This is a genomic window from Bradyrhizobium sp. SRL28 (genome assembly GCF_018596315.1).
GTDB lineage: Bacteria > Pseudomonadota > Alphaproteobacteria > Rhizobiales > Xanthobacteraceae > Bradyrhizobium.
In genome coordinates, this window is record NZ_JAHEAG010000001.1 from 702,747 (window position 1) to 727,914 (window position 25,168).

22 protein-coding genes are annotated in these 25,168 nt (G+C 63.2%); 12 read left to right on the top strand and 10 right to left on the bottom strand.

The features are described from left to right. Window positions 1-197: 197 nt before the first annotated feature. From KIP88_RS03475 to KIP88_RS03500, 6 genes are all read right to left on the bottom strand, one after another. Window positions 198-1,181, bottom strand: a complete 984-nt coding sequence (locus KIP88_RS03475) for a tripartite tricarboxylate transporter substrate-binding protein (RefSeq protein ID WP_214486437.1) — start codon at window positions 1,179-1,181, stop codon at window positions 198-200. Window positions 1,182-1,213: 32 nt separating this feature from the next. Beyond that, complete coding sequence (locus tag KIP88_RS48120; RefSeq protein WP_214486438.1) at window positions 1,214-2,233, bottom strand: Gfo/Idh/MocA family protein; 1,020 nt, start codon at window positions 2,231-2,233, stop codon at window positions 1,214-1,216. 62 nt (window positions 2,234-2,295) lie between these two features. Further along, window positions 2,296-2,736 carry a heme-binding protein gene (locus KIP88_RS03485; protein ID WP_214486439.1) on the bottom strand — a complete coding sequence of 147 codons (441 nt, stop codon included), beginning with the start codon at window positions 2,734-2,736 and terminating at the stop codon, window positions 2,296-2,298. 180 nt (window positions 2,737-2,916) lie between these two features. Continuing rightward, window positions 2,917-4,503, bottom strand: coding sequence for an alkaline phosphatase (locus KIP88_RS03490; protein WP_214486440.1), 1,587 nt, complete (start codon window positions 4,501-4,503; stop codon window positions 2,917-2,919). Between the two features lie 188 nt (window positions 4,504-4,691). After that, on the bottom strand, window positions 4,692-5,090 hold the full coding sequence (locus KIP88_RS03495) for a hypothetical protein (protein WP_214486441.1): 399 nt from the start codon (window positions 5,088-5,090) through the stop codon (window positions 4,692-4,694). A 147-nt stretch (window positions 5,091-5,237) separates the two neighbouring features. Beyond that, window positions 5,238-8,711 (bottom strand): indolepyruvate ferredoxin oxidoreductase family protein, encoded by a 3,474-nt coding sequence (locus KIP88_RS03500; protein ID WP_214486442.1) that lies wholly within the window; start codon window positions 8,709-8,711, stop codon window positions 5,238-5,240. Window positions 8,712-8,900: 189 nt separating this feature from the next. Here KIP88_RS03500 and KIP88_RS03505 point away from each other — a divergent pair, with 189 nt between their 5' ends. The 5 genes from KIP88_RS03505 to KIP88_RS03525 all read left to right on the top strand — a co-directional run bounded on the left by KIP88_RS03505 (window position 8,901) and on the right by KIP88_RS03525 (window position 12,965). Beyond that, window positions 8,901-9,842 carry a hypothetical protein gene (locus KIP88_RS03505; protein ID WP_214486443.1) on the top strand — a complete coding sequence of 314 codons (942 nt, stop codon included), beginning with the start codon at window positions 8,901-8,903 and terminating at the stop codon, window positions 9,840-9,842. A gap of 40 nt (window positions 9,843-9,882) precedes the next feature. Next, the gene (locus tag KIP88_RS03510) at window positions 9,883-10,437 is read left to right on the top strand and encodes a carboxymuconolactone decarboxylase family protein (protein ID WP_214486444.1); all 555 of its coding nucleotides are present in this window, start codon (window positions 9,883-9,885) and stop codon (window positions 10,435-10,437) included. 1 nt (window position 10,438) lies between these two features. Then, a complete protein-coding gene (locus tag KIP88_RS03515) occupies window positions 10,439-11,239 on the top strand; it encodes an SDR family NAD(P)-dependent oxidoreductase (protein WP_214486445.1) in 801 nt (266 codons plus the stop codon). Between the two features lie 394 nt (window positions 11,240-11,633). Then, complete coding sequence (locus KIP88_RS03520) at window positions 11,634-11,858, top strand: hypothetical protein (protein WP_214486446.1); 225 nt, start codon at window positions 11,634-11,636, stop codon at window positions 11,856-11,858. 228 nt (window positions 11,859-12,086) lie between these two features. Next, on the top strand, window positions 12,087-12,965 hold the full coding sequence (locus tag KIP88_RS03525; RefSeq protein WP_214486447.1) for a DMT family transporter: 879 nt from the start codon (window positions 12,087-12,089) through the stop codon (window positions 12,963-12,965). A gap of 166 nt (window positions 12,966-13,131) precedes the next feature. Here KIP88_RS03525 and KIP88_RS03530 read toward each other — a convergent pair whose 3' ends face one another. From KIP88_RS03530 to KIP88_RS03540, 3 genes are read right to left on the bottom strand one after another with little or no spacing between them, the layout of a single operon-like run. Continuing rightward, window positions 13,132-13,515, bottom strand: coding sequence for a cupin domain-containing protein (locus KIP88_RS03530; RefSeq protein ID WP_214486448.1), 384 nt, complete (start codon window positions 13,513-13,515; stop codon window positions 13,132-13,134). Window positions 13,516-13,533: 18 nt separating this feature from the next. Then, the gene (locus KIP88_RS03535) at window positions 13,534-14,238 is read right to left on the bottom strand and encodes an SDR family oxidoreductase (protein ID WP_214486449.1); all 705 of its coding nucleotides are present in this window, start codon (window positions 14,236-14,238) and stop codon (window positions 13,534-13,536) included. A gap of 21 nt (window positions 14,239-14,259) precedes the next feature. Then, the gene (locus tag KIP88_RS03540; RefSeq protein ID WP_214486450.1) at window positions 14,260-16,059 is read right to left on the bottom strand and encodes a thiamine pyrophosphate-binding protein; all 1,800 of its coding nucleotides are present in this window, start codon (window positions 16,057-16,059) and stop codon (window positions 14,260-14,262) included. Between the two features lie 209 nt (window positions 16,060-16,268). On the opposite strand from KIP88_RS03540, the gene KIP88_RS03545 reads away from it, so the two are divergent. From KIP88_RS03545 to KIP88_RS03575, 7 genes are all read left to right on the top strand, one after another. After that, entirely contained in the window at window positions 16,269-17,177 is a 909-nt protein-coding gene (locus tag KIP88_RS03545; protein ID WP_214486451.1) for an IclR family transcriptional regulator, read from the top strand. A 175-nt stretch (window positions 17,178-17,352) separates the two neighbouring features. Beyond that, window positions 17,353-18,597, top strand: coding sequence for an ABC transporter substrate-binding protein (locus KIP88_RS03550; protein ID WP_214486452.1), 1,245 nt, complete (start codon window positions 17,353-17,355; stop codon window positions 18,595-18,597). Between the two features lie 100 nt (window positions 18,598-18,697). After that, window positions 18,698-19,573, top strand: a complete 876-nt coding sequence (locus KIP88_RS03555; RefSeq protein WP_214486453.1) for a branched-chain amino acid ABC transporter permease — start codon at window positions 18,698-18,700, stop codon at window positions 19,571-19,573. Then, window positions 19,570-22,107 (top strand): branched-chain amino acid ABC transporter ATP-binding protein/permease, encoded by a 2,538-nt coding sequence (locus KIP88_RS03560; protein ID WP_214486454.1) that lies wholly within the window; start codon window positions 19,570-19,572, stop codon window positions 22,105-22,107. The genes KIP88_RS03555 and KIP88_RS03560 overlap by 4 nt, the downstream gene beginning before the upstream one ends. 137 nt (window positions 22,108-22,244) lie before the next feature. Continuing rightward, window positions 22,245-22,859, top strand: a complete 615-nt coding sequence (locus KIP88_RS03565) for a sugar ABC transporter substrate-binding protein (RefSeq protein WP_214486455.1) — start codon at window positions 22,245-22,247, stop codon at window positions 22,857-22,859. After that, window positions 22,835-23,311, top strand: coding sequence for a cyclic nucleotide-binding domain-containing protein (locus tag KIP88_RS03570; protein WP_214486456.1), 477 nt, complete (start codon window positions 22,835-22,837; stop codon window positions 23,309-23,311). The genes KIP88_RS03565 and KIP88_RS03570 overlap by 25 nt, the downstream gene beginning before the upstream one ends. 413 nt (window positions 23,312-23,724) lie before the next feature. Continuing rightward, window positions 23,725-23,988: a PepSY domain-containing protein gene (locus KIP88_RS03575; RefSeq protein ID WP_214486457.1), complete on the top strand. Its 264-nt coding sequence runs from the start codon at window positions 23,725-23,727 to the stop codon at window positions 23,986-23,988. A gap of 164 nt (window positions 23,989-24,152) precedes the next feature. On the opposite strand, the gene hemC is transcribed toward KIP88_RS03575, so the two are convergent. Next, window positions 24,153-25,127 carry a hydroxymethylbilane synthase gene (gene hemC, locus KIP88_RS03580; RefSeq protein WP_214486638.1) on the bottom strand — a complete coding sequence of 325 codons (975 nt, stop codon included), beginning with the start codon at window positions 25,125-25,127 and terminating at the stop codon, window positions 24,153-24,155. Window positions 25,128-25,168: the final 41 nt, after the last annotated feature.

Sequence of the window (25,168 nt, forward strand, 5' to 3'; positions counted from 1 at the left end):
CTTGCGCGCAGGGCGCGGGACAAATCAAGATCAGGGGTGTGATGGTACGGGCGTTGCGACATTGGCTGGAAACCCATGAACTGCCTGCGATCATCGTCGCCGTGCTCGGCGTGGTCGTGGCGCTCTCGGTACTGATGGTCGTGGGCGGCTATTTCGCCGTGACGCCCTGACTTAGCCCTCATTCACCCGCGTCGACCTCATTTCCCGGTTCCGGCCGCAGCAAGAATGGGTGACCAGCGTGCGATCTCGGATCGGACAAAGCGATCGAAGGCAGCAGGGTTGCGTTCGTCCTTTGCCGGTATCGAGCCGCCAAGTTGGGCAATCCGCTCGCGCACAACAGCCTCATCGAGAGCCCGGTCGAGCGCATCGGAAAGCCTGGCGATGATTTCGGGCGAAACGCCCTTCGGCGCAAACAGTCCTGCCCAGACGCTCATCTCGTAATTGATGCCGGCCTCCTTCGCGGTCGGAACATTCGGCAGCGTTTCGAGACGTTTCGCAGCAGAGGCCGCGAAGGCCTTGACCGAGCCGGCCAAAACCGACTCCGCCACGCTGACCGACTGCTCGCACATGAAATCGACGTGCCCTCCGACCAGATCATTCAAGGCCGGGGCTGAACCACGATAGGCAACGAGCGCCGGCTTCACGCCGATTTCCGCGGTGAACAAGAGACACGCCATATGCGAGGACGCGCCGATGCCGCCATGGGCCTGCTTCACCGCATCACCCCGTTGCCGGAGGCTTGCGACGAATTCCTTCAGGTCGTTTGCCGGGAAATCCTTCCGCGCGATAATGATGGCCGGAGAGTGGGCGGTGAAGCCGATCGGCACGAAGTCGGCGACGGGATCGTATTTGAGGTTCGGCGTGAGCACGGGAGCTGCAACATGCGAGCCCATCGCGGCGGCAAGCAGCGTATAGCCGTCGGGTGCGGCAGCCGCGACGCGGGCGCTGCCGACGGTGCCGCCGGCGCCGCTGACATTCTCGATGACGATGGATTGCCCGAGGATCTTCGACATCTGGTTGGTGACGATGCGCGCAACGACGTCGCTGGCGCCTCCGGGAGGGAACGGCACAACCACCGTGATCGCTCTGGAGGGATAATCCTGCGCGCGGACCGACCCGACGAAGCCAACGAGTAGCATCGCAACCGCGAAAGCTTTCCAGATACACGTGCCAGGTTTCATAACGCGCGCTCCCATCCTTAGCTGCTGCGCCGTCACATTTTTCCGTCACCGTTCAATATTTCCGCCACCTCGACCCCACGTCCTTCAATCGCCGAGAGAATGCCGGCGCGTACCACCGCGAGCGATCTCGTCGCCTCCTCGCCCCCGACTTCGTGTTGGTGCTGCCCGCGCGCTGCCGCCGCAAATTCCTCAAGCTCCTCGACCAGGGTATCGTTGACTGCACAGGGCACCGCCACTGGCTGGCTCTCACCGCGCTTGAGCAGCCGGAGCCCATTGTGCAAATCGTAGAACGCCGTCATGTCCTTGCCGTAGACATTCATCAGGTAGTACTCGGAGGCCGAGGCGTAGCTTGCATTCAGCGTCGACAGCGCGCCGTTCTCATGCTGCAGGATCAGGCTCGCGACATCGGGATTGTCGCCGGGCAGCACCAGTTGCGCCGACTGTGCGCGCACCGCATGGACCGGCCCTATCAAATATGTGAGCACGTCGATGTAGTGGATTCCGATCTGCAGCATCACGCCGCCCGGCATGCCCGCGGCCTGGTAGCGCCAGGAGGTGAGATCGACCTTGCCGAGGCGATCGCGGCTGATATTCGCCTCGGCATTAACGAGCTTGCCGAACCGGCCGGCTTCGATCTGCTGCTTGACGTAGCGGAAATGGCTCTCGCGCCGCCGCTGATAGCCGAGCGCCAGCACCACGCCGGCCTTGCGACAGGCCTCGGTGATGGCGCGGCCGTCGGAGATGCTGTTGGCGATCGGCTTGTCCAGAAAGACGTGCTTGCCGGCGGCCGCGGCCGCGCAGGTCGTCGCCAGATGCACATCGTTCGGCGTCGTGTTGATGATCGCCTCGATCTCGCCATCGGCCAGCATCGCCTCGTAGCTCGCGGCCGGACGGCAGCGGTATTTTGCCGCGAAATTGTTGCGCTTTTCATCGGAGCGGGTGTAGCAGCTGCGGATCTCGAGCTTCCCCGAGCGCTGGATGGCATCCGCCAGGACGTCGGACCACCAACCCATCCCGATACAGGCCACGCGGAGCGGATTGGCACTCGTCACTTCGCCCTCCCCAAGATTTTTCACTTCCCAAAGCCGAGTTCGTCGGCTGGCGTCGGCCTATGTCATTCCCAATTCGCGCCAATCGACTCGACGGCCATCTTGGCGATCCGCAAATCGGTCTCCCAATCACCACCGCTCACGCCGACACCGCCGATACATTCGCGGTCAACCAGCACCGGCACGCCGCCTTCCATGGCCGTCCACCGTTCCGGTCCGGCGGCGAGCGCCAGTCCGATCGCATGGCTCACGTCGAGGTCCTGACCGGCCGCGCCTTTGGCCGTGGTCGGGCGCCGGTTTGACGCGGCGCAAACCGCCTTGGTGGTGCAGGAGTGCACGGTGTGGAAGCGGCCGCCGTCCATTCGTTCGACCAGGATCACATGCCCGCCGGCATCCACGATCGCACAGGAGATCGCAATTTTGGCCTGGCCGGCCAATTCCAGCGCCGTCGCCATGATCCTTTTCGCGCCCTGATGCGTCAGGCGCTTGCTCTCGGCGACAAACATGGCAGCGCTCCGGTCGGGAGGGACAGGCGAATTGTGCGCCACCGCAACGCCTCCTTCAAGAAATAATACGCAACTTCCGGATGCGATCTTTCACCCCGCTCGTCGCAGGGCGGCGAAACTATCCAAACTATGCGGCGCGAACATGGAGGGATTCCGTGCCGACGGTCTCCCGATCGAACGTCAGATATGCTGCGCCATGATCTGGCCCGGCCGCGCATCCGGGCGAGGCTCGATATCCACCGACCAGAGGTCGCGGTTGTCGACGTCCTTTAGCGTCACGGTCATCACTTCGGTCTTGCCGTCGATATCGACGCGGCCGAAAAACTGCAGGCCGAAACAGGGTGCGAGGTTCTCGCCCTGCTCCGCGCTGCAGCCCTTCTGGAACATCGCTTTCGGCCCGAAGGTATTGTCGAGCGGGGCCGGCGCCCAGGTGCCCGCATGCAGCGGACCGGAGACGAACTCCCAGAACGGTTCGAAATCCTGATAGGCCGCGCGGTTCGGATCGTAATGATGCGCGGCCGTATAATGCATGTCGGCGGTCAGCCACACCGTGTTGCGGATGCCGGCGCGCTTCATAAACGACAGCAGATCGGCAATCTCATGCTCGCGCCGCTCCGGCGGGCCATCGCCGAGCGCAATGCCATCCTCGCTGAAGAGGCCGATCGGCATGTCGGCGGCGATCACTTTCCAGGTCGCATCGGAAGCCACCAGTTCGCGCTTCAGCCACGCCAGTTGCGCCGCACCAAGAATGCAGGTCTCGCTGTGGTCATCGCGCTTGTTAAAGGTGGAATCGCGGTAGCTGCGCATGTCGATCATGAAGACATCGAGCAGCGGACCATGGGCGATCTTGCGATAGATGCGGCCGTCGTGGGCTGGCGTCGCGCGCATCGGCATGAATTCATGGAAGGCGCGGCGCGCCCGCGCCACCAGAAGCGAGGAACCGTCCTCGGCATAGCCGGTCTCGTCGGCCGTGCCGATCGGCGCCCAGTCGTTGGTGACCTCGTGATCGTCCCATTGCGCGAACATCGGCACCTCGGCGTTGAAGGCGCGCAGATTGTCGTCGAGCAGATTATATTTGTAGTTGGCGCGGTACTGTTCGAGGCTGTGCGCCACCACGGATTTCTGTTCGGTGACGATGTTTCGCCAGACCTCACCGTTGGGCAGCTTCAACTCCCGCTCCACCGGGCAATCCGCATAGATGTGATCGCCGGAATGGATGAAGAAGTCCGGACGGTTGCCGAGCATGGTCCGGTAGGTGCGCATCCCGCCGCGCGAAGAATCGATGCCCCAGCCTTGGCCAGCGGTATCGCCAGACCACACGAACGAAATATTGCTTCGCGCGGTGGGCGCGGTGCGGAAATGCCCGACCTGCGTCTCGCCTTCGATGCCGCTCTCGCTGATATCGTCGAAGCGCACGCGATAGAAAATGTCCTGCCCCGCCGGCAGGGCATCGAGCAGAACTTTTGAGACGAAGTCGCTGTCCGGCAACGCGTTGGCGGTAACGGAGCGAAGGATCGTCTTGAAGCTCTCGACAACAGAACATTCCACCTGCATCCGCGCCGGCCGGTCGGCCCGCGCCCAGATCACGGCAGAGTTGGCCGAGACGTCGCCCGATTGAATGCCGCTCGTGATGAGAGGCCGATCCGCGGCGCGGCTGAGATTGGGTCTGGCGAGGCTGCCGAGACCGGCAACGGCGCATGTTGCGGCCGAGCGGACCAGCAATTGACGCCGGCTCAAGCCTTGCCCGACACGAATCGCAATCGGCATCGAAGCCCCCTCGTCGAATCACGACGAAGGTGTGCCCGTTGTATTTGACTCGCGGCTGAAGCTTTTACGACAGGTGGATGACGTGATGGAGGAATCGTAGGGTGGGTTAGCGAAGCGTAACCCACCAAAGTGTTTCCGTGCGGAGATCAAAGCGGTGGGTTACGCCTTCGGCTAACCCACCCTACGAACTACCGCTGCCAGCCGCAGATGGCGCCGGACTGGCACGGCCAGGTCTGGATGCGCGTATCGCGCGCCTGCGCGTCGAGCGGATTGCTGTGACGCCGCGCCAGTTTTGCGCGGGCCGCACCGCGCGGCTTCTCCACACGCTCCTGCACAACGCGCGCCTTGGGCGCGGCTGCCTTCTGCACAACCACGCGCTCCGTCTTCACCGGCTTGCGATCGGTTCTGGCTTCGATCCGGACCGGGGCGAACTCGGTCTCCGGGCCGAGCCGCTTCGGCGAAAGCAGGGCCTTCGAAAGATCGAGGCCGATGAGCTCGCCCGCGCGATACTCGTCCGCCATCGCGGTGTTCCCCGACATCAGGAACCCCGTGCAAAGTGCTGCCGCAATAGCGTTTTTGAGGACCATCGCAGGCCTCCTGAACAATAACCAGAAATTGAGGGACAGACATCATATGTAGTGAGTCGGCCGGACAATTCCAGCCGTTCCCGCCCTCAAGATTACGGTTGAGTGATCCCGGCCGTGGAAAAGTTCACGTGCCGGATTAACGGCCCCCTACTCGGCTGCCTGCGCCACCGGCTGGCCAATCGCAGCCTCCAGTCGCGCGCACTCCCCGCGGAATTTTGCGACATTGGCTTCCTTGATGTGGCCGTAGCCGCGAACGAGTTCCGCGGATTTTGCAAGCGCCACCAGACGCGGCCAGTCATGCGGCTTCGCCTTGTCGATATGCCGGAAGATCATCGCGGAATATTCGCCGGGCAAGGCCCGCTCCATCCGGCGCTCAGCCGTGTAGCCGAACGGATCGAACGCCGTGCCGCGCAGGAACTTCAACCGCGTCAGGAGTTCGAAGGCGCGGAAGATCCAGGAGCCGAACTCGCGCTTGCGCAGTTGCCCGGTCGCCTTGTCGCGCGAAGCAAGTAACGGTGGCGCGAGGCTGACCTTGACGCTCGCGTCGCCGTCGAACTGCTCCTTCAGCGCCTTCCCAAACTCGCCGTCCGAGTAAAGCCGGGCGACTTCGTACTCGTCCTTGTAGGCCATCAGCTTGAACAGGCCCTTTGCAAAGGCTTCCGTCAGCTCGTGTGACCCCGGCGCGGCCTTGGCTTCCGCGACACGGACGCGCTCGACCTCGGCGAAGTAGCGCTTCGAATAGGCCTCGTTCTGATACTCGGTCAGGAATTTGGCGCGGAAAGCGATGCTCTCGTCGAGCGTCCGCTTGGCCGGCGCCGCGCCAGAACTCTTGAAGCGCGCTGCGCTGACGACGCGTTGCAGATCATGCGCCGCAAGCCGGCCCCAGGAGAACGCCAGCTTGTTCATGTCGATCGCCGCACCGTTGAGGTCGATCGCCTTCATGATCGCCTCCAGCGACAGCGGGATAGCCGCGCGCTGGAACGCAAAGCCGAGCATGAAGGCGTTGGTGGCGATGCTGTCGCCCATCAGCGCGGTGGCAAGGCCGGTCGCGTCCAGAATGTCGAGATCGGAGGCGCTGACGGCCTCGTTGAGCGACTCCCGCATCGTCCCCGCCTCGAAATCGATGTCGGGATTGATGACGAAGCTCGCGGTCGGCAGCAAGTCGGCATTGACGATCGCCCGCGTGACACCGCGCTCGGCACGGCTCAGCGAGGGGACGCTGGTGGCGACGACGATGTCGCAGCCGAGGATGAGGTTGGCCCCGCCCGGCGCGATACGGACGGTTGAGAGATCGTCCGCCTCCGGCGCGATGCGGACGTGGCTCATGACCGCGCCGTTCTTCTGCGACAGCCCTGTGAAATCCAGTGTCGAGCACGCCAGGCCCTCGACATGGGCGGCCATGCCGAGCAGCGCGCCGATGGTGATGACGCCGGTGCCGCCGATGCCCGTGACAAGGATGTTATAGGCGCCATCGAGTGCGGGCGTGGCCGGCACAGGCAGATCGGCAAACAGCGCGGACGAATCGGCCGCGGTACGATCGGCCTTCCTCAGTTTGCCGCCATGCACGGTCACAAAACTCGGGCAAAAGCCCTCGATGCAGGAAAAGTCCTTGTTACAGTTCGACTGGTCGATCCGCCGCTTGCGGCCGAACTCGGTTTCCAGCGGCTGCACCGAGACGCAGTTCGAAACAGCCGAGCAATCGCCGCAACCTTCGCAGACGCGCTCATTGATAAAGACGCGTTTCGCCGGATCGGGATACGTCCCGCGTTTGCGGCGGCGGCGCTTCTCCGCCGCACAGGTCTGGTCGTAGATCAGGACCGTGAGGCCCTTGACCTCGCGCAGCTCCTTCTGCACCGCATCGAGTTCGCGGCGGTGATGAACAGTCGCGCCTGATGGAAAGTAATTGCTGGGGTATTTCTCCGGATCGTCGGAGACGATGACGAGGCGTTTTGCCCCCTCCGCCGACACCTGGTGCGCGATCTGCGACACCGTCAGCCCGCCCTCGGCCGGCTGGCCGCCGGTCATCGCCACCGCGTCATTATAGAGGATCTTGTAGGTGATGTTGACGCCGGAAGCCGCCGCCGCGCGGACGGCGAGCAAACCGGAATGGGTGTAGGTGCCATCGCCCAAATTCTGGAACACGTGTTGTTCGCTGGTGAACGGCGCCTGCCCGATCCAGGTGACGCCTTCCGCGCCCATATGCGAGATCGTCTGCGTACGGCGGTTCGGCACCGACAGCGCCATGCCGTGACAGCCGATGCCGGCCATCGCGCGGCTACCCTCGGGGATCTTGGTCGAGGTGTTGTGGGGGCAGCCCGAGCAGAAATACGGCGTCCGCTGCAGTTTTGCGGCACCAATGCCTTCCGCCGGCCGGTCGAACGCTTCGAGCTTTGCCAGACGCTGCTCCAGCGCCGGGCTGCGATGCCCCAGTTTTCGCAAGCGCGCCACGACGGCCGCCGCCACCATGGTCGGCGTCAATTCGCCCTCGCTCGGCAGCAGTGGCGCGCCGCTCTCGTCGCGCTTGCCGACCACTGAGGGCCGCTTCGAGGCATCGACGTTGTAGAGAATGCGAAGAAGCTGGTCCTCAATAAAACCGCGCTTCTCCTCGACAACGAGAACATCCTGCAGACCTTCGGCGAACGCCTTTGCGCCGGATTCCTCCAGCGGCCAGGTCAGCGCCACCTTGTAGATGCGAAGCCCCAGCGCCTGCGCCTCTTGATCGGTAATGCCGAGGTCGGCCAGCGCCTGCCGGAGATCGAGATAGGCCTTGCCGGTCGCCATGATGCCGAGCCGCGCCGGCTTCGAATCCAGCACGATGCGGTCGAAGCGGTTGACGCGCGTGAACGCCGCCACCGCCTGCATCTTGGGACCATGCAGCCGCCGCTCCTGCTCCATCGGCGCGTCCGGCCAGCGGATGGAAAGCCCGCCCGGCGGCATCTCGAAATCAGTGGGAAGAACGATCTTGATGCGATCGGGATCGCTGACGATCGAGGCCGAGCTTTCAACCGTCTCCGAAATCGCCTTGAAGCCGACCCAGCAACTTGAGTAGCGCGACAGCGCAAAGCCCAAAATGCCGAGATCGAGATAATCCTGCAGCGTCGCCGGATTGACCACCGGCATCAATGCTGCGGCGAACACCTGCTCGCTCTGATGGGCCAGCGTCGAGGACTGGCAGCCATGGTCGTCGCCGGCCAGCGCAATCACGCCGCCGTTCGGCGAAGTGCCGGCCGAGTTGGCATGCTTGAGCGCATCGACGGAGCGGTCGACGCCTGGGCCCTTGCCATACCAGATACCGAATACGCCATCGACCTTGGCGCCGGGGAACATGCCGACCTGCTGGCTGCCCCACACGGCGGTGGCCGCCAGGTCCTCGTTGAGACCGGGTGCGAACTCGATGTCATGCTGCTTGAGGAAGGATTTCGCGCGCCACAGCGCGTGGTCGTACATGCCGAGTGGCGAGCCGCGGTATCCGGAGATGAAACCTGCGGTGTTGAGCCCCGCTGCGCGGTCGCGTTCGCGCTGCAACATGGGAAGTCGAACCAGCGCCTGCGTACCGGAGAGGAATATGCGCTTCGCATCCAGACGATATTTGTCGTCCAGCCCAACTTCCATCAACGCCATTCGTCCGCTCCCCGTCGCGCGTTCCGCCGGTTATTTGAACCGGTCTAATTGCGACCAGAATGCACCGGTTTTGCTATGCGTGCCCAGCGTGAATTCATGGCCAGAGGACATAACTCGGCCGTCTTGTGGATCGCTCTTGCCGAAATCCGCCTTCTTTGAAACGCTTGGGAGTAAAGGGAGACACCAGGGATGACAGAAGCGGCGTTCACGACCGAGCTATTGGAAAGCGGCAATCTGCTGGTGGGGCCATGGCGCAGTCCGAAGCAGATGCTTCACGCGCAGGTCTATGATTCCCACGCCTCGATCCACGACGATGCGACCGCACAAAAGCTCGGGTTTCAGGGCGGCACCATCGAGGGCCCGACCCATTTCAGCCAGTTCGCACCGCTGTGCGAGCGGATCTGGGGCCAGGCCTGGTTCGAGACCGGATGCCTGTCGGCCCATTACCGTAACCCCGCCTTCGAGGGTGAGGAAGTGCAGGCCAATATCGAAAAGCCGAAGCCGGGCGAGACGATCTGCGCCATCGGCATGACCAAGCGCGACGGCACCGAGATTTTGCGCGGCACCGCTTCCGTCGGTGACGTGACGGAAACGGCGTTAAGCCGGCGGCTTGGCGAACTGAAACCGCTTGCCGATCCCGTCATTCTGGCCGACCTCAAGGTCGGCATGAAGACATCCCGCCAGACGGTCAGAATGGATTTCGACCAGCACATGGGCGACCTCTATCCGTTTTCGCTTGAGCAGAAGCTGAAGGTCATCACCGAACCCTCGGCGTACTATTCGCAGGAGCTCAACCCCTGGGGACGGGCGATCATTCCCATGGAGATGCTGAGCGTGCTGTTTCAGTACCGCGCCCGCGAAGACCGGCTGCCGATCCGCGGGCCCGCGGTCGGGCTGTTCGCCGACCAGGAAATCCGCCTGCTGCGCGGGCCGTTGTTTGTCGGCGACAGCTACACCACCGAGCGCGAGGTCGTCGCGCTGAGCGGCAGCCGCCGGACCGAGAGCGTATGGATGCGCACGACGGTATTCGGCACCGACGACAAACCCGTCGCAACCATGCTGTTGAACATGGCCAGCATCAAGGACTCCTACGCCAATTACGAGCAGGAGCACAAAGCGCTCTATGGCTAGGTGAGCCTGATCCGCTATCGCCAACAAGGACAACAATAAAATGGCCCGCCTGCCCTATCTGGAAGCCGATCAGGTCGCCCCCGAATACCGCGACATGCTCAAGCGCAACACCAATTTGCACAAGCTGTTGGTGAACTCGCCCGAGATGGCCCGCGCCTTCAACGGCGTCGGCGGCTTCATCCGCTTCAAGAGCAAGCTCGATCCGCGTCTGCGTGAACTCGCGATCCTCCAGGTCGGCTGGATGGAGAAATCCGAATACGAGTTCACCCATCACGTGAAGATCGGCAGGGAGTTCGGCGTCACCGACGAGGATATCGAAGGACTGATGGCCGAGACCGAGGGCAAGCCCTCAAAGCTCGAACCGCTGGCGAAGGCGATCCTCCGTGGCGCCCGTGAGATGGTGCGAGAACTTGCGATGTCGGAGGCAACCTTCGCTGAGATCAAGCAAAAACTCTCCGACGAGGAGATGGTCGACCTCGTGCTCACCATCGCCTTCTATTGCGCCGTGGTCCGCGTGCTGGCGACGATGAAGATCGACAACGAACCTTACTACAAAGAGGTACTGCAACAGTACCCGATCCCGGGAGTGGAATGAGATGCGCCTGAAAGATCGTGTCGCCATCGTCGTCGGCGCCGGCCAGAGCCCCGGCGAAGGCATCGGCAACGGCCGCGCCACCGCTCTCACTTTTGCGCGCGAGGGCGCCAAGGTGTTGTGCGTCGATCACAATCTGGCCTCCGCCCAGGAGACGGTCGACATGATCGCCGCCAAGGATGGCACCGCGGCGGCGTTCAAGGCCGACGTCACCAAGAATGCCGACCTCAAGGCGATGGTGGCGGACGCGCAAGAACGCTGGGGCCGCATCGACGTGCTGCACAACAATGTCGGCGTCAGCCTGTCGGGCGGCGACGCCGAGCTGCTCGACATCTCGGAGGAAGCGTTCGACCGCTGCGTCGCGATCAACCTGAAGAGCTGCGTGCTCGCCGCCAAGCACGTCATCCCGATCATGCGCGCGCAAAAGAGCGGCGCGATCATCAACATCTCGTCGATGGCCGCGATCACGACCTACCCCTATGTGGCCTACAAGGCGACCAAGTCGGCGATGATCGCGTTCACCGAACAGCTCGCCTACCAGAACGCGCAGTACGGCATCCGCGCCAATGTCATCCTGCCCGGCCTGATGAACACGCCGATGGCAGTCGACACCCGCGCGCGCGAATGGGGGAAGAGCCGCGCCGAGGTCGAGGCCGAGCGCGACGCCAAAGTTCCGCTGCGCCACAAGATGGGCACCGGCTGGGACGTCGCCAACGCCGCGCTGTTCCTCGCGTCCGACGAAGCGAGCTTTATTACCGGCGTGACGCTGCCGGTCGACGGCGGCGCGAGCGTGCGGCGGGGATGAATTGTAGGGTGGGCAAAGCGCAGCGTGCCCACCATCTTTTTATGCTGCGAGAATGGTGGGCACGCTTCGCTTTGCCCACCCTACGGCAGCTCGCAGCACAAAGCGCTTCCCAACGATCCGCACGTTTACCTTTGGTTAGTAACTTTCTCTTAAGGGTTGCGGCGATTGGGCGGTCTTTTTGACGCGCCCCGTACTCACGCAATTTTGCGCCGGCGTTTTTATTCGGCCATCTGTGTGATTCGACACATTCAATCGATTCCAGTGACACGATGATGTGACAGCGACATCGTCGCTTGTCGAAATACCGACTCGTTGCGGTCGCACGAATTTCACGTGCGCTCGCTATCACGCGCCACAAGAACTGTGGCAAGCGCTGCAAGAATGCCGAGGTACCATGAACGAAGAATTCGACTACGAGCTGACGCCGTCCCAGTGGGAAGCATTGAAAGCGTTGCGGACGCCGGCATCAAGGCTGCCGCGCATGAGCCGCTACATAATTGACGGCCTGATCGCGCTCGAACTCGCCGTAATGAACGGCGACATGCCCGCCATCACGGCGAAGGGGCGCAAGGTGCTGATTCGCGGCTCATCGCTCTTGTTGCAGGATCTGGCGGCCTGATTCGCGGCATTGCGCACTTGCAGCATAAATTCCGGATTGACCGCACCTGATTCCCTGACATATCGGAGTTCCATCGACTGAGTGGCAACTAGGGTTCCGGATGGCGAGACCGCCATCGCCGGTCCGAGCGTTGCGGAAACCGCGCTAGCACGCGGCTGCACCCGAGGGACAAAAGCCCAGAGGAGGAGATGTCGAGATCTTTTTCGCGCCTGACGGCACGGAGGTCTCATGTCGCTGCTCTCGCTCTCCCTCGTTGTCCTCGCCGCCTTTATTCACGCCACATGGAATTTGCTTTCGAAGCGTGCGGCTGACGCCGGCCCCACCTTCGTGTTCGCGTCCAACGTCATAGCCCTTGTCCTCTATCTGCCGTGGGTTGGCTGGGTACTGGCGTACAACGCGCACAACTGGAGTCTGCCGGTCGCGGGCTGTCTCGTCTTGAGTGCCATCCTTCACCTCGCCTACAACCTGTGTCTTCAGCGCGGCTATCAGGTCGCCGATCTCTCGGTGGTCTATCCGATCGCGCGGGGCACGGGCCCGCTGCTGTCCTCCGTCGGCGCATTCATCCTGCTTCGTGAAACGCCTTCGGCCCAGGGCATCCTCGGACTACTCGCGGTCGTCGCCGGGATCGGCTTCATCACCACCCAGGGCGATCTCTCCGCGTTCCGCCGGCCTCGCGGCCTCGACGGCCTGCGCTGGGGCACCGCCACGGGGTCGCTGATCGCGGGCTACACCGTCGTGGACGGATATTGCGTCAAGATGCTCGGCATTCACCCCGTCGTGCTCGACTGGCTTTCCAACCTGCTGCGCTTTTTCATGCTCGCACCCATCGTTCTATCGAACTGGTCGCGCGCCAAAGAGAAGATGAAGGGCCATTGGTGGCTGGCGTTCTGGGTCGGCTTGCTCTCGCCGCTGTCCTACATCCTTGTGCTGTCAGCCATCGAGATGGGCGCGCCGCTCAGCCTGGTCGCACCTGCGCGCGAAATGTCGATGATGGTGGGGGCAATGTTCGGCATGCTGATCCTCGGCGAGCGGGTGACGGCATGGCGGGTGGTAGGGTGCGCGATACTGATTGGAGGTGTGGTGCTGCTGGGGTCGGCAAAGGCGTAGAATGTGAAACGAAGCGACAGGCGCCGGACTGCGTTCCCCGGATGCTGCGCAGCGCGCCGCTTGCGGCGTGGTGCGCTGCTAAGCCGGGGTCCATTCGCTGCAGCGATGGATCCCGGCTCGGCGGAGCAGCGTTGCACGCTGCACCGCGTCCGGGGCACGGAAATACTCACATCGGCTTCTCGTCGTCCGTCACCGGCGAGGTAATCACCAGAAACACCAGATCGACCAGCCCTGAATTCGAGATCGCGTGTTCGACGCCCGGCGGCAAAAAGATGAAGTCGTGCTTGCGCACCACGTGATTCTTGCCCGCGATCTCCATCAGCCCCTCGCCTTCGAGCACGTGATAGATCTGCTCCTGCACGCGATGCTTGTGGCGCGCGACATGCGCCATCGGCTGGTACATCGAGATCCGGTAGTCGATGTGGCGGGAGCCCGCGGTCTCCGGCATCACCAGCGGCTTTGGCAGCGCGCCGCCGAAATGATTGGGGAATTCGCGCCACGGCACTTCGGCGATGTTGCGGATGAAGGCGCCGTTGTTTTCTGAAGCCATGATGGCCTCCTCTGCCGATCAGATGACGAGCGCCCCGCCGTCGATATAGACGATCGAACCCGTCGCAAAGCCGTTCGCCATGAAACCGAGGATCTGCCGCCCGATATCCTCAGCCGCGCCGACGCGGCCGACCGGCAGCGAAGCCGCAGCTTTCGCCAGCATATCGCGGCGCGCCTCTTCCGGCATCGCGGCGCGGATCGGGGTATCGATGATACCGGGCGAGACGGCATTGACGCGCACCGGCGCCAGTTCGAGCGCCAGCGCCCGGGCCAGCGATTCCAGCGCACCATTGGCGGCGCTGACGATCGCCGAATTCGGCCGCGGGCGGACGCTGAGGAAACCAGAGACCAGCGTCAGCGATCCGCCGACGCGGATTTGCGCCTGCTGCGCGACACGCCACGCGCCCCAGAACTTGCCTTCCACGGTGGCGCGGACATCTTCCATCGCCACCGTCTTGAACGGGCCGGTGCGAAGCTGCGCCGCCGTCACCACGACATGATCGACCGGACCGCAACGGCTGAACAGGTTTGCCACGCTCTCATCGCTGGTGACGTCTGTGGGAATCGCGATCGCATTCAGCTTCTCGGCCACCTTGTCGAGCCGCTCGACGTTTCGCGACGCAATGATGATTTCGGCGCCTTCGCGCTTCGCCATCTCGGCGGTCGCCAGACCGATGCCGGAGGAACCACCGACGACGACGACTTTCTTGCCTGCAAGCAACATGAAATTCCCTCGCGAAATAAATCAGGCCGGCTGATAACGCGTGCCGATGCCGGCTTTGCTCTGGCCCAGCCCGGGCAATTCCCACACCCCCGCGCCGACCGGATTGATGTCGGCGGCGATATCGACATCGATCAGATAGGGCTTGTTCGCCGCGATGCCCTTGCGGATCGCCTCGCCGAGATCACCCGCGCGATCAACCCGCACGCCCTCGACGCCGCAGGAGCGCGCCATGGCGGCAAAATCCGGATTGTAGCGCTCGCCGGTATTGGGATCGTGGAAATCGGTCGCAAGCTCACGCCCGCCGAGATAGCCGCGCTGCAGGCCGCGGATCGAGGCATAGGCGTAATTGTTCCAGACCACCCAGACCACGGGCAGATTGTATTCGACCGCCGTGCCCAGCACGTTGGCGTGCATGAAGAACGCGCCGTCGCCGCACACCGACACGCAGGGACGATCGGGCGCCGCGAATTTCGCGCCCATCACGCCGGCGACCCCAAAACCCATCGGGCCGAACCCCATCGAGCCGATCAGCGAATCCGGCCGCCTTGGCTTGCAGAAGCCGAGCAGCCAGTTGTGGTGCACGCCGATGTCGCTGACGAGGATCGCATCTTCCGGCAACGCCTTGTCGATTTCGAGCGCCGCGCGCTGCGGATTGATCGGCGTGGTGTCGTCGGAAAATCCGGGGGCGACGAACTTGTCCCATTCCTTGCGATAGGTGTCGATCTGCGCCAGCCATTTCTTGCGCGCATCGGCCTTCTTGGTGAGGTCGGCGCGCCGATCGAGCTCGGCATGCACCTGCCGCAGAAAAGTGCGCACGTCGGCCATCAGGCCGAGCGCCACCGGATAATTACGTCCGATCTCCTCGGGATCGATATCAACATGGATCAGCCGCGTCGGCGGAATGGTGAAGGAATAGCCGGGGATCCACGAGCTCGACGTGCGATCGTCGAACCGCATCCCCATCGCCAGCAAGACATCCGCCTGACGCGTCGCGTGATTGGCCTGATAGTGCCCGGCGCGCGCGACGAGGCCCAGCGCCAGCGGATGGTTGCAATCGATCGCGCCCAAGCCGCTGGCCGAAGCCGCGACCGGGATCTGCAGCCGCTCGGCGAGCCTCAAAAGTTCTTCGGCCGCGCCGCCGTAGCGCACGCCCTGGCCTACGATGATTGTCGGCCGCTCGGCGCCGAGCAGCATGTCGACGGCTTTCACCACGCCTTCGGGATCGGCGCCGCATCGGCTCGATATGTTGGCGTTCCACGATTGCGCGTTCGGCGCCTCTTCGGCCGCCGATTCCATGAACACGTCGAAGGGCACGTCGAGCACGACAGGTCCGGGCCGGCCGGTCGTCATCGTCTTCCAGGCCTGCCGCACCGCCAGCGGCACCATCTCGCCGCGCGTCGGCTGGAACACCTTCTTGCACATCGTGCGCACGGTGGAGGGAAAATCAGCCTGATAATGCCGGTACATTTCCTGGAAGGCGCCGCGGTTGAACTGGCTGGTCGGCACATTGCCGGTCACCGCCATGAACGGCACGGAATCGAGGAAGGCATTGGCAAGCGAGATCGGCAGGTTCGCCGAGCCGGGCCCGCAGGAGGTGAAGGTCGCCGTCGGCCGCCCCGACACGCGGTAGTAAACGTCGGCCATGAAGCCGGCGACGCTCTCGTGGTGCACCGAGATGGTCTTGATGTCGGATGAGCGCTCGTACAGCGCGTCGATGAACTGGATGTTGCCGTGGCCGCACAGGCCGAACACCTGCGGCACCTTCTCCTGGATCAGATAATCGACGATGACCTGGGCGCCGTTGAGCATGTTACGCGACATCGATTTAACTCTCTCCCTGAGCTCAACGAATTCGCCTCCGCGTCTTGCTTGCGCGGCCGGCGACGGGTTCGAACCTATTTCTCATAATACTATACGTCAATTGCTATTGTGGTATGGTGCGTATTGCCGCCTCGCACGATGCGCGGCGCTGTTGCCGGGCGAGGACGGCCTGATAGAGTTCGCCTCGCCCATCCTGGAGAGCTGATTCCGTGAACCCGCGCACCAAGCCGAAGACGAGCGACAAGCAGGCAACATCGCGCAAGGTTTCGATCGGCAAAGCCTCGATCCCAAAACTGGTGCAGTCGACCGAGCCCAACATCGACGACGAGGCCGAGGAGCGCGCGCGCGGCGGCGTGCAGTCGCTGGGCCGCGCCTTTTCGATCATCGAGGAAGTCGCGCGTCACCGCGAAGGCATTGGCTTGGCGGACCTCAGCAAGCTGGTGGCCTTACATAATTCCACCACCTTCCACCTCGCCAAGACGCTGGTCTCGCTCGGCTATCTCAGGCAGGAGCGAGATTCAAAACGTTATCGTGTTGGCCGGCCGCTGTTTGCGCTGGCGGCCAGCGCGCTCGACGAAATCGAGATGGTGAATCTGGCGACGCCGATCCTGGAAGACCTGTCGCGCGAAAGCGGCGAAAGCGGCCATTTTGCCGTGCGCATGGGGGATGCCGTGGTCGTGATTGCCCGCACCAGCGGGCTCGGCGCGTTCCAGTTGACCGACCGCGTCGGCGTGGTGCGCCCGGCGCACTGCACCGCGCTCGGCAAGATCATGCTGGCCTCGCTGCGCCCCGATCAGTTGAAGCGCTTTCTCGAACGGGTCGAACTGAAACCGTCGACGAAAAAATCGATCACGGACCCCGCCGTGCTGCTGCGCGATATCGCCGAAATCCGCCGCAGCGCGATCGCTTTCGACGACGGCGAATTCAATGCGGAAGTGCGCTGCGTCGCGGTGCCGGTCTATAACTTCACCGGCGAAGTGATCGGCGCGCTCGGCATCTCCGGCCCGATCTGGCGCATGACGGACCAGGTGCTGCAGAGCCGCGCCAAGCTGGTGCAGACGGCCGCGAGCCGGCTGTCGGCCGAATTCGGTGCGCGGGATCTCGCGAAATCCTCCTGATCCGATCCACCTGAAATCCTCTGCCAACGAGTTGAACGCGGCTGCGACGCATTTGGCGTTGACAGGAGCCATCGCGTCCGGAAATATCCTACAACAATAAAAGAACGTCTCTCACATTGTCGCATAAGCGGGAACGGAAGGGAGAACGTCGCGTACTCTCGGGAGGAGATCAGCAATGACCCGCTACAGCCGACGTACTCTGTTGAAAGCCGGCGCCGCCTTCACCAGCGCCTCCGCACTCGGATTCCCTTCGATCGTCAGCGCACAGGCCGCGCGCATCAAGATCGGCCATCTGGTGCCGCTGACCGGCTTTCTCGGCGCGATCGGCAGCTACGCCCAGCTCGGCGTGAAGATGGCCGCCGAAGAGATCAACGCGTCCGGCGGCATCATGGGCAAGCAGATCGACCTGATGTCGGAAGACTCGGTCAATCCCGCCACCGCATCGACCAAGGCGCAGCGCATGATCGAGCAGGACGGCGCGGTGCTGCTGTTCGGCGAAATCTCTTCCGCTTCGTCGCTGACCATCATGCAGGTCGCCGAGCGCAACAAGAAAGTGTTCTTCTCGACCGGCGCTCGCTCGGACGCGCTGCGCGGCAAGGATTGCAACCGCTACTCCTTCCACTGCGACATCCCGAACACCGTAATGGTCAACGCCGTCGGTACCGCGCTCAACCAAAAAGGCATGGTGAAGGGCAAGAAGTTCGTCACGCTGACCGCGGACTACATTTTCGGCCACGACCTGCTGAAGGCCGCGAAAGCCTTCTTCAGCGCCAACGACGCCACGCTGATCGGCGACGAGCTGATTGCCACTGACGTCACCGACTTCAGCCCGTATCTGCTGAAGGTCAGGCAGGCCAAGCCCGACGTCGTATGCTGCAACCTCGCCGGCAACCAGGTCACCAACCTCGTCAAGCAATATGCCGAGTTCGGCTTCCCCTACCCGCTCGTCGGTTTCAACCTCAACACCGGCGACGCCTGGGCGATGGGCGAAGGCAATCTGAGCGGCACCTGGCCGACGGTCTGGTATCATACGCTCGACAATCCGGCCTCGAAAACCTTCGTCGAAGCCTTCACCAAAAAATACGGCAAGCCGCCGGAGAACCACGCCTGGATCGAATACATCACGCTGAAGATGATCGCGCAGGCGATCACCGAGACCAAGTCGACCGAAAGCGACGCGCTGATCGCCTATTTCGAGAAGCAGACGCAGTTCGACATCATGAAGGCGCGCAAGGCCTATTTCCGCTCCTGGGACCATCAGCTCGTGCAGGAGGCCTATCCGTTCACGGTGAAGCCGAAGAACGAGATGAAGGACAAATGGGACATGCTCGTGCTCGGCGAGGCCGTGCCGGCCGCGGGCGCCGAGCTTGAATCGATCTACCCGACGAAGACGCAAAATCCCTGCAACATCAAGGCATAAAAGCCCGATACGGGCGTCGGGCCACTGGCGTTGCGGCGCCGGCACACAACAGCCGGCGCCGTCTCTTTTTCAAGGCGCGTTTCAAGGTCGCGGATCGCACATGCAGTTCGGATTTCTGCTGGAGCAGGTGGTGAATGGCCTGGTGCTCGGGGGCTATTACCTCCTGATTGCGCTTGGCCTGTCGCTGATCTTCAGCGTCGGCGGCATCGTCAATCTCGCGCACGGTGCGTTCTATGCGCTCGGCGCCTACACCTCCGTCGAGATCACCAAATATCTCGGCTTCGGTTCGGCGGTGGTGCTGTCGCCGATTGCGGTCGCGCTGCTCGGTATTCTCTTCGAGCGCTTCATCCTGCGCCGCTTCTACGACGCCGATCCGATCCTCAGCCTCTTGGTCACGTTCGGGCTCGCCATGGTCACCGAACAGGCAATCCGGATCATCTGGGGCGCGCCGCCGATATCCGCCGCAATCCCGCAGGGCCTTCGCGGCTCGGTCTTCCTCGGCGACTTCCTGTTCTCGCGCTATCGCCTCCTGATCCTCGCCGTCGTCGCCGCGGTCCTCGTCGGCGTCTGGCTGCTGCTGCACAAGACGTCGTTCGGCCGCGTCGTGCGCGCCGGCATCCAGCGGCCGGATATGGTGGCTGCGCTTGGCATCCGCCTGCAACCCTACATGACCGCGATCGTCATGCTCGGCGTCGGCATGGCAGCCCTCGGCGGCGCTTTCTTTGCGCCGATCACGATCGTGCATCCCGCGATGGGGGCCGAGATCATCACCGTCGCCTTTGTCGTGGTCGTCATCGGCGGCCTCGGCAGTTTCTGGGGTGTGGTGATCGCAGCGCTGCTGGTCGGCGTGGTCAGGGGCATCACCATTCACTTCGCGCCGGCGGCCGGTGAAGCATCGATCTACGTGCTGATGTTCCTGGTGCTGCTGGTGCGACCGCGCGGGCTCCTGGGCGAACGTATCGAGAAGTTCGAATGACGATTACCTTCGCCGCCAAATACCGTCCGCTGCTATCAGCCACGCTCGCCGTCATCGTACTGCCGTTCGGCCTCTATCTGCTCGGCCTGTCGCTCAACACCGGCACCATGGTGGTAGCTCTCGCCATTGCCGCGATGGGCCTCAATCTCTGCATCGGCTATACTGGCCTCGTCTCGTTCGGCCACGGCGCGTGGTTCGGCATCGGCGCCTATGCGGCCGGGCTGATCCAGCGCAACTGGTTTGGCGGCGACATCTTCCTGCCGCTGCTGCTGGCGGCCGTCGTCGTCGCAATCATCGCGACCTTCGTCGGCTTCGTCATCCTGCGCCGGCGCGGCGTCTATTTCTCGCTGCTGACGCTGGCGCTGTCGGCGCTGGCCTACACCATCGCCTTCCGCTGGACTGCGGTCACCGGCGGTGAGGACGGCCTCGGCGGGCTGAAGCGGGGCAGCATCGGCCCGTTCAGCCTCGACAATGCGCTGAACTATTACATCGTGGTCTCCGTACTCTGCCTCGGCGTGCTCTATCTCCTGCTGCGGCTGGTGCGCTCGCCGTTCGGCCATGTCCTGATGGCGATCCGCGAGAACCAATTGCGCGCCACGTTCCAGGGCTATCCGGTCGAGCGCTACAAGCTCGGCGTCTTCGTGATCTCCGCCGTGGTGACCGGCTTCGCCGGCGGGCTGATCGGCTTCCAGAATTATCTCGTCTCCGCCGAGGCGGTGTCGGTGCCGTTCTCCGGCGAGTTGCTCGCGATCGTCGTGATCGGCGGCATGCGCAGCATGCTGGGGCCGGCGATCGGCGCGCTGTTCTTCATCCTGTTTCGCGAGTTGTTTTCGATCTGGACGCCGAACTGGCTGTTGTGGTTCGGCCTCGTCTTCGTCGCCTTCGTGCTGTACTCGCCGGGCGGCCTCGTCGGCATCTGGGCGACGCTTTCAAAACGCTGGTGGCCGCCGCCGGAAGAATCCGCCGCGATGAGCCGCCGGAAAATTTACGAAGGCCTGCCGCTGCCGGCCTTCCTGCTGCCGAAAGGGCTCGACGGCATTGTGCTCGACGTGCGCAGCGTCTCGAAGAGCTTCGGCGGCATTCGTGCGGTTACCGATGCAAACCTGCAGGTCGGCGCCGGCGAAATCCACGCCCTGATCGGGCCGAACGGCGCGGGAAAGACCACGCTGTTCAATCTGGTCTCCGGCCTCTATCCGACCGACAGCGGCACCATCAAGCTGAATGGCCGCGAGATCCAGGGCGTGCCGTCGGAGGCGATCTGCCATCAGGGGCTGGCGCGCTCGTTCCAGATCACCAACCTGTTCAAGGGACTGACGATCTACGAAAACCTGCGCCTGTCGCTGCAGGCGCAGAACGCCGGACGCTTCAACCTCTGGCGCGATATCGACCACTACAGGGATATTCACGCCGAGACCGCGGAGCTGATAAAATTCCTCGGCCTCGAAGGCATCGAGACCATCGAGGGCGGTGAACTGTCCTATGGCGGGCAGCGGCTGGTCGATCTCGGCATCGCGCTCGGCTCCAAGCCACAGGTGCTGCTGCTGGACGAGCCGCTGGCGGGCCTTGCCGCCGCCGAGCGCGAACGCGTCTCGAACCTCGTCAAGAACATCGCCGCCAACATTCCGGTCCTGATCGTCGAGCATGACATCGACCGCGTGCTCGGCTTCTCCCGCACCGTCACCGTGATGAACCAGGGTGAGGTGCTGATGACCGGCACACCCGAAGCCGTGCGCGCCGACCGCAGGGTGCAGGAGATCTATACCGGCACCGGCGTGCCCGAGGTCGAGCACGCCAGCAGCGAACGCATCGATGCGAGCACCGCGCCGGTCCTGCGCTTCGAGCGCGTCAACACTTTTTACGGCAAGAGCCACATCCTGCACGACGCCACGCTCGACGTGCGCGAGGGCGAGATCGTCGCTCTCCTCGGCCGCAACGGCGCCGGCAAGTCGACCCTGTTGAAGACGCTCGCGGGCCTCGTGCCGCTGTCCTCGGGCAGCATCGAATATGCCGGCGCCGATATCTCCCGCCTGCCCGCGCCCGATATCGCGCGTGCCGGCATCGGCTATGTGCCGCAGGGCCGCGGCCTGTTCGCCGGCATGACGGTGCGGGAAAACCTCTCGCTCGGCCGTCTCGCGCGCAAGACCGACGGCAGCAACGGCGTGGTGTGGAACGAGGAGAAGATCCTCGAATACTTCCCGCGCCTGCGCGAACGCATGGACGTCGCGGCCGATTATCTCTCCGGTGGCGAGCAGCAGATGGTGGCGGTCGCGCGCGCGATGTCGGGCAATGTCAAGCTGCTGCTGCTCGACGAGCCCTTCGAGGGGCTGGCGCCGGCGGTGATCCTCGACCTGTTCAAGGTATTCGACAAACTCCGGCAGCATATCTCCATCGTGATCGTCGAGCACAATCTCGATCTGGTGTTAGCGCTCGCCGACCGCGTCTTCGCGCTGGAGCGCGGCGCGGTGTTTCATGAGGGACCAGCGCAGCCGCTGCTCACCGATCTCGACTACCGGAAGAAGATTTTGTGGCTATGAGGGCTGCGACACTCACCGCCGTCATTGCGAGCGAAGCGAAGCAATCCATCTCGCTACTTCTTGAGCTATGGATTGCTTCGTCGCTTCGCTCCCTTGCGCAAACGCTTCGCGTTTGTCGCAGGCAATGACGGCACACCTTGGGAGGCTACGATGCGACATCTGATGACGGCGATGCTTGCGGGATCGATGATGGTGTTCGGCGGTTACGCCCTGGCGGCCGACAACCCCATGACCGCGCCGTATTCACCAAGAACCGCACCAACCCCGCCTATGAGGCCTTTCGTATCGCCTCCGACCAGATCGCACGCACCACGGGTGTGAAGGTAATCCACCTGGTGCCGAACCAGCCTGATAACGTCGACGAACAGAAAGCGATGGTCGATCAGGTGCTGAAAGACAGGCCGGACGCCGTCATCTTCATCCCCGTCGACGACGTCGCCATGATCGATTCCGTGAAGAAGCTCAACGAGGCCAACATCCCCATCGTGCTGGTTTCCAATCCGCTGCCCGGCAGGTTTGTGACCTATGTCGGCGCCGACGATTTCGAGATCGGTTACCGCGAGGCGCGCTATCTCTTCGAAAAACTCGGCGGCAAGGGGAAAATCGTCGTGATCGAGGGAACGCCGGCCGCGCCCACCAATCGCGAGCGCGTGCGCGGATATCAGCGCGCATTCGGCGAATTTCCCGGCATACTTGCCGCTGCCGGGAGCGAGAGTATATTGGATCGATGGCTGTCAGCTCACCCGATCTGAAAGCATTCCTGCTCGCCACGCCTTTCTTTGGTGGCCTCTCCGACGCAAGCCTCGATCTCCTGGTCTCAATGCTGGTCGAGCGCCGCTTCGACGCCGGCGCCACGATCGTCGCGGAAGGAGAACCGGGGCGCTCGATGTTCATTGTTCACTCGGGCGATCTCGTGGTGAGCAAGCTCGGTGATTCCGGGCGCTCCATTCGGATGTCGAATCTCGAGCCCGGCGATTTCTTCGGCGAAATGACGCTCATCGAGATGCAGAACCGGTCAGCCACCGTCGTCGCGGAGAACGCAACCGTACTGTACGAGCTCACGGCCCGAAACCTCTACACGTACTACAAGGCCGACATCCACGCCTACGTGATCGTGATGCAGAATATCAACCGCGAACTTTGCCGGCGGCTCCGCCGCGCCGACCGCCGCATTGCCGAGCTGAGCTTTCATGCGAGTGAATGATGCAGATACGCCCCGCAACGGCCCGTAGCGTGACCGCCAACGTGCTGACTTCCGATTTCGGCGTCACGGCGGACAAGGCTGGACTTGCCGCTGGATCGCCCCCGGTAGCGAATGGCCCATAAGAGACGTAGCAGCCGAGATGGCAATATCGGTATTTTTGGCCTGCCCGAACGTGAAGACCGCATGCTATCGGCGTGGTATCGTCCCGTCAGAATGCGGCTGGAAAGTAAGGGTCATGCCAGCTAGCCGTTCTGCAATCCAGGAGGAACCAATGCGGTACCTGCTTAGCACCACCAGCATTTTCCTTGTCATGCTGTCGTTAGGCGCCTCGCTCGATCCGGCTTTCGCCAAAAGTGGTTAGCAACCTTTACATTGCGGCCGAGTTGATCGTTACGCGCAAAGGAGGCAAAGCAATGAACAAATTGGCGACAGTTGTTTTCACTGCAGCCCTTTCAGCAAGTTCGCTGAACCTCGCCAAGGCCGATCAGCCGGGACCGGACTGGATGCCTGCCGAACAGGTAAAGCAAAAGGTTCTTCAGTCAGGTTATACGGAGGTCACCAAACTAGAAGCCGACGACGGTCAATGGGAAGGCGAAGGCATCAAGGCCGGCCAGAAGATGGACTTTCACGCCGATCCGAAGACCGGCGTAATCACGTCCGAAAAGGTCGACGACTAAGAGCGTCGGGTGCCAGCTTCGGTTGACGGACATTTCAAGCCAAACATAGGCGCAACGTCGGCTCTTGGCTCTTGGCCTCGTTCCGCTGCGATACGGAATGGGTCCGCTATCGCGCGCATATCGGACATCGAGCAGCAATCAAGCTCGATTTGTGGGTACGCGCCCTAATGTTCGTCCGGCCGTGTGCGCGCGATAATCTCGGCGGCGCCCTTGTCCAACAACTCCAACCCGACGGCGCGGCCGAGTTCGCGCGGCCGGTCCGCCGCGCCATGCCGCGACACCTCAATGAAGCGGTCACCGGTTTCATCCAGCACCGCAGCCGTCAGAATCATCTCGCCGCCCGCCAGCGTGGCGTGGCCGGCGATCGGCGAATTGCAGTGGCCGTTCAGCACCCACAGCACCTCGCGCTCGGCCTCGGCGCAAAGCCGTGACTGCGCGTCCTCGATCTTCGCCAACCGCCCGCGCGTCAGCCAATCGTTCTCGACGCATTCGACCGCGACGATGCCCTGCCCCACCGCCGGCAGCATTTCGCGAACCGAAAAGTCATGGACGATACGTGAAGCCATTCCGATGCGCTCGAGCCCCGACCGCGCCATGACAAGCGCGTCCGCAGGCCCCACCTCGCCGCCGTCGGGCAGCCGCTGCTTGTCGCCGCGATCGAGTTTTGCCACGCGAGTGTCAGCCGCGCCGCGGAAATGGATCACCGTCACTTCCGGAAACAGCCGGCGCAGATAGGCCGCGCGGCGCACCGCATTGGTGCCGATCTTGAAGCCTTTGCCCTTCGAAGCGCGAAACGCGTCGAGCGAAAGCCCGGGACGCAGCACCAGCGCGTCGTTGGCGGCGTCGCGCGGCAGGGTCGCGGCAATGATCAGGCCAGGCGTCTCCTCATTGCCGGGAACGTCCTTCAGCGAATGCATCGCCGCCTGCAAATGCCCTGCGCGCATCGCTTCGCGGATTTCGGCGACGAAGGCGCCGCCTTTGCCGCCATGGCGCAGCAGTTTGCTGGTCTGGTCCTGGTCGCCGCGGGTTTCGAACTTGACGATCTCGACATCGAGCGCGGGATCGGCCGCACGCAACAGCCGCGCGATCCCTTCCGTCTGCGCCAGAGCCATCGCGCTCTTGCGCGTGCCGATCTTCAAGGTCTGTCCCGACACAAGATCTCCGTTCGAAGGCTATCAAG

Bases quoted from the DNA above. Each gene is read 5' to 3' on its own strand.
- KIP88_RS03475 (WP_214486437.1), bottom strand. From the start codon at position 1,181: ATGAAACCTGGCACGTGTATCTGGAAAGCTTTCGCGGTTGCGATGCTA.
- KIP88_RS03485 (WP_214486439.1), bottom strand. From the start codon at position 2,736: ATGTTTGTCGCCGAGAGCAAGCGCCTGACGCATCAGGGCGCGAAAAGG.
- KIP88_RS03490 (WP_214486440.1), bottom strand. From the start codon at position 4,503: ATGCCGATTGCGATTCGTGTCGGGCAAGGCTTGAGCCGGCGTCAATTG.
- KIP88_RS03495 (WP_214486441.1), bottom strand. From the start codon at position 5,090: ATGGTCCTCAAAAACGCTATTGCGGCAGCACTTTGCACGGGGTTCCTG.
- KIP88_RS03500 (WP_214486442.1), bottom strand. From the start codon at position 8,711: ATGGCGTTGATGGAAGTTGGGCTGGACGACAAATATCGTCTGGATGCG.
- KIP88_RS03505 (WP_214486443.1), top strand. From the start codon at position 8,901: ATGACAGAAGCGGCGTTCACGACCGAGCTATTGGAAAGCGGCAATCTG.
- KIP88_RS03510 (WP_214486444.1), top strand. From the start codon at position 9,883: ATGGCCCGCCTGCCCTATCTGGAAGCCGATCAGGTCGCCCCCGAATAC.
- KIP88_RS03515 (WP_214486445.1), top strand. From the start codon at position 10,439: ATGCGCCTGAAAGATCGTGTCGCCATCGTCGTCGGCGCCGGCCAGAGC.
- KIP88_RS03520 (WP_214486446.1), top strand. From the start codon at position 11,634: ATGAACGAAGAATTCGACTACGAGCTGACGCCGTCCCAGTGGGAAGCA.
- KIP88_RS03525 (WP_214486447.1), top strand. From the start codon at position 12,087: ATGTCGCTGCTCTCGCTCTCCCTCGTTGTCCTCGCCGCCTTTATTCAC.
- KIP88_RS03530 (WP_214486448.1), bottom strand. From the start codon at position 13,515: ATGGCTTCAGAAAACAACGGCGCCTTCATCCGCAACATCGCCGAAGTG.
- KIP88_RS03535 (WP_214486449.1), bottom strand. From the start codon at position 14,238: ATGTTGCTTGCAGGCAAGAAAGTCGTCGTCGTCGGTGGTTCCTCCGGC.
- KIP88_RS03540 (WP_214486450.1), bottom strand. From the start codon at position 16,059: ATGTCGCGTAACATGCTCAACGGCGCCCAGGTCATCGTCGATTATCTG.
- KIP88_RS03550 (WP_214486452.1), top strand. From the start codon at position 17,353: ATGACCCGCTACAGCCGACGTACTCTGTTGAAAGCCGGCGCCGCCTTC.
- KIP88_RS03555 (WP_214486453.1), top strand. From the start codon at position 18,698: ATGCAGTTCGGATTTCTGCTGGAGCAGGTGGTGAATGGCCTGGTGCTC.
- KIP88_RS03560 (WP_214486454.1), top strand. From the start codon at position 19,570: ATGACGATTACCTTCGCCGCCAAATACCGTCCGCTGCTATCAGCCACG.
- KIP88_RS03570 (WP_214486456.1), top strand. From the start codon at position 22,835: ATGGCTGTCAGCTCACCCGATCTGAAAGCATTCCTGCTCGCCACGCCT.
- KIP88_RS03575 (WP_214486457.1), top strand. From the start codon at position 23,725: ATGAACAAATTGGCGACAGTTGTTTTCACTGCAGCCCTTTCAGCAAGT.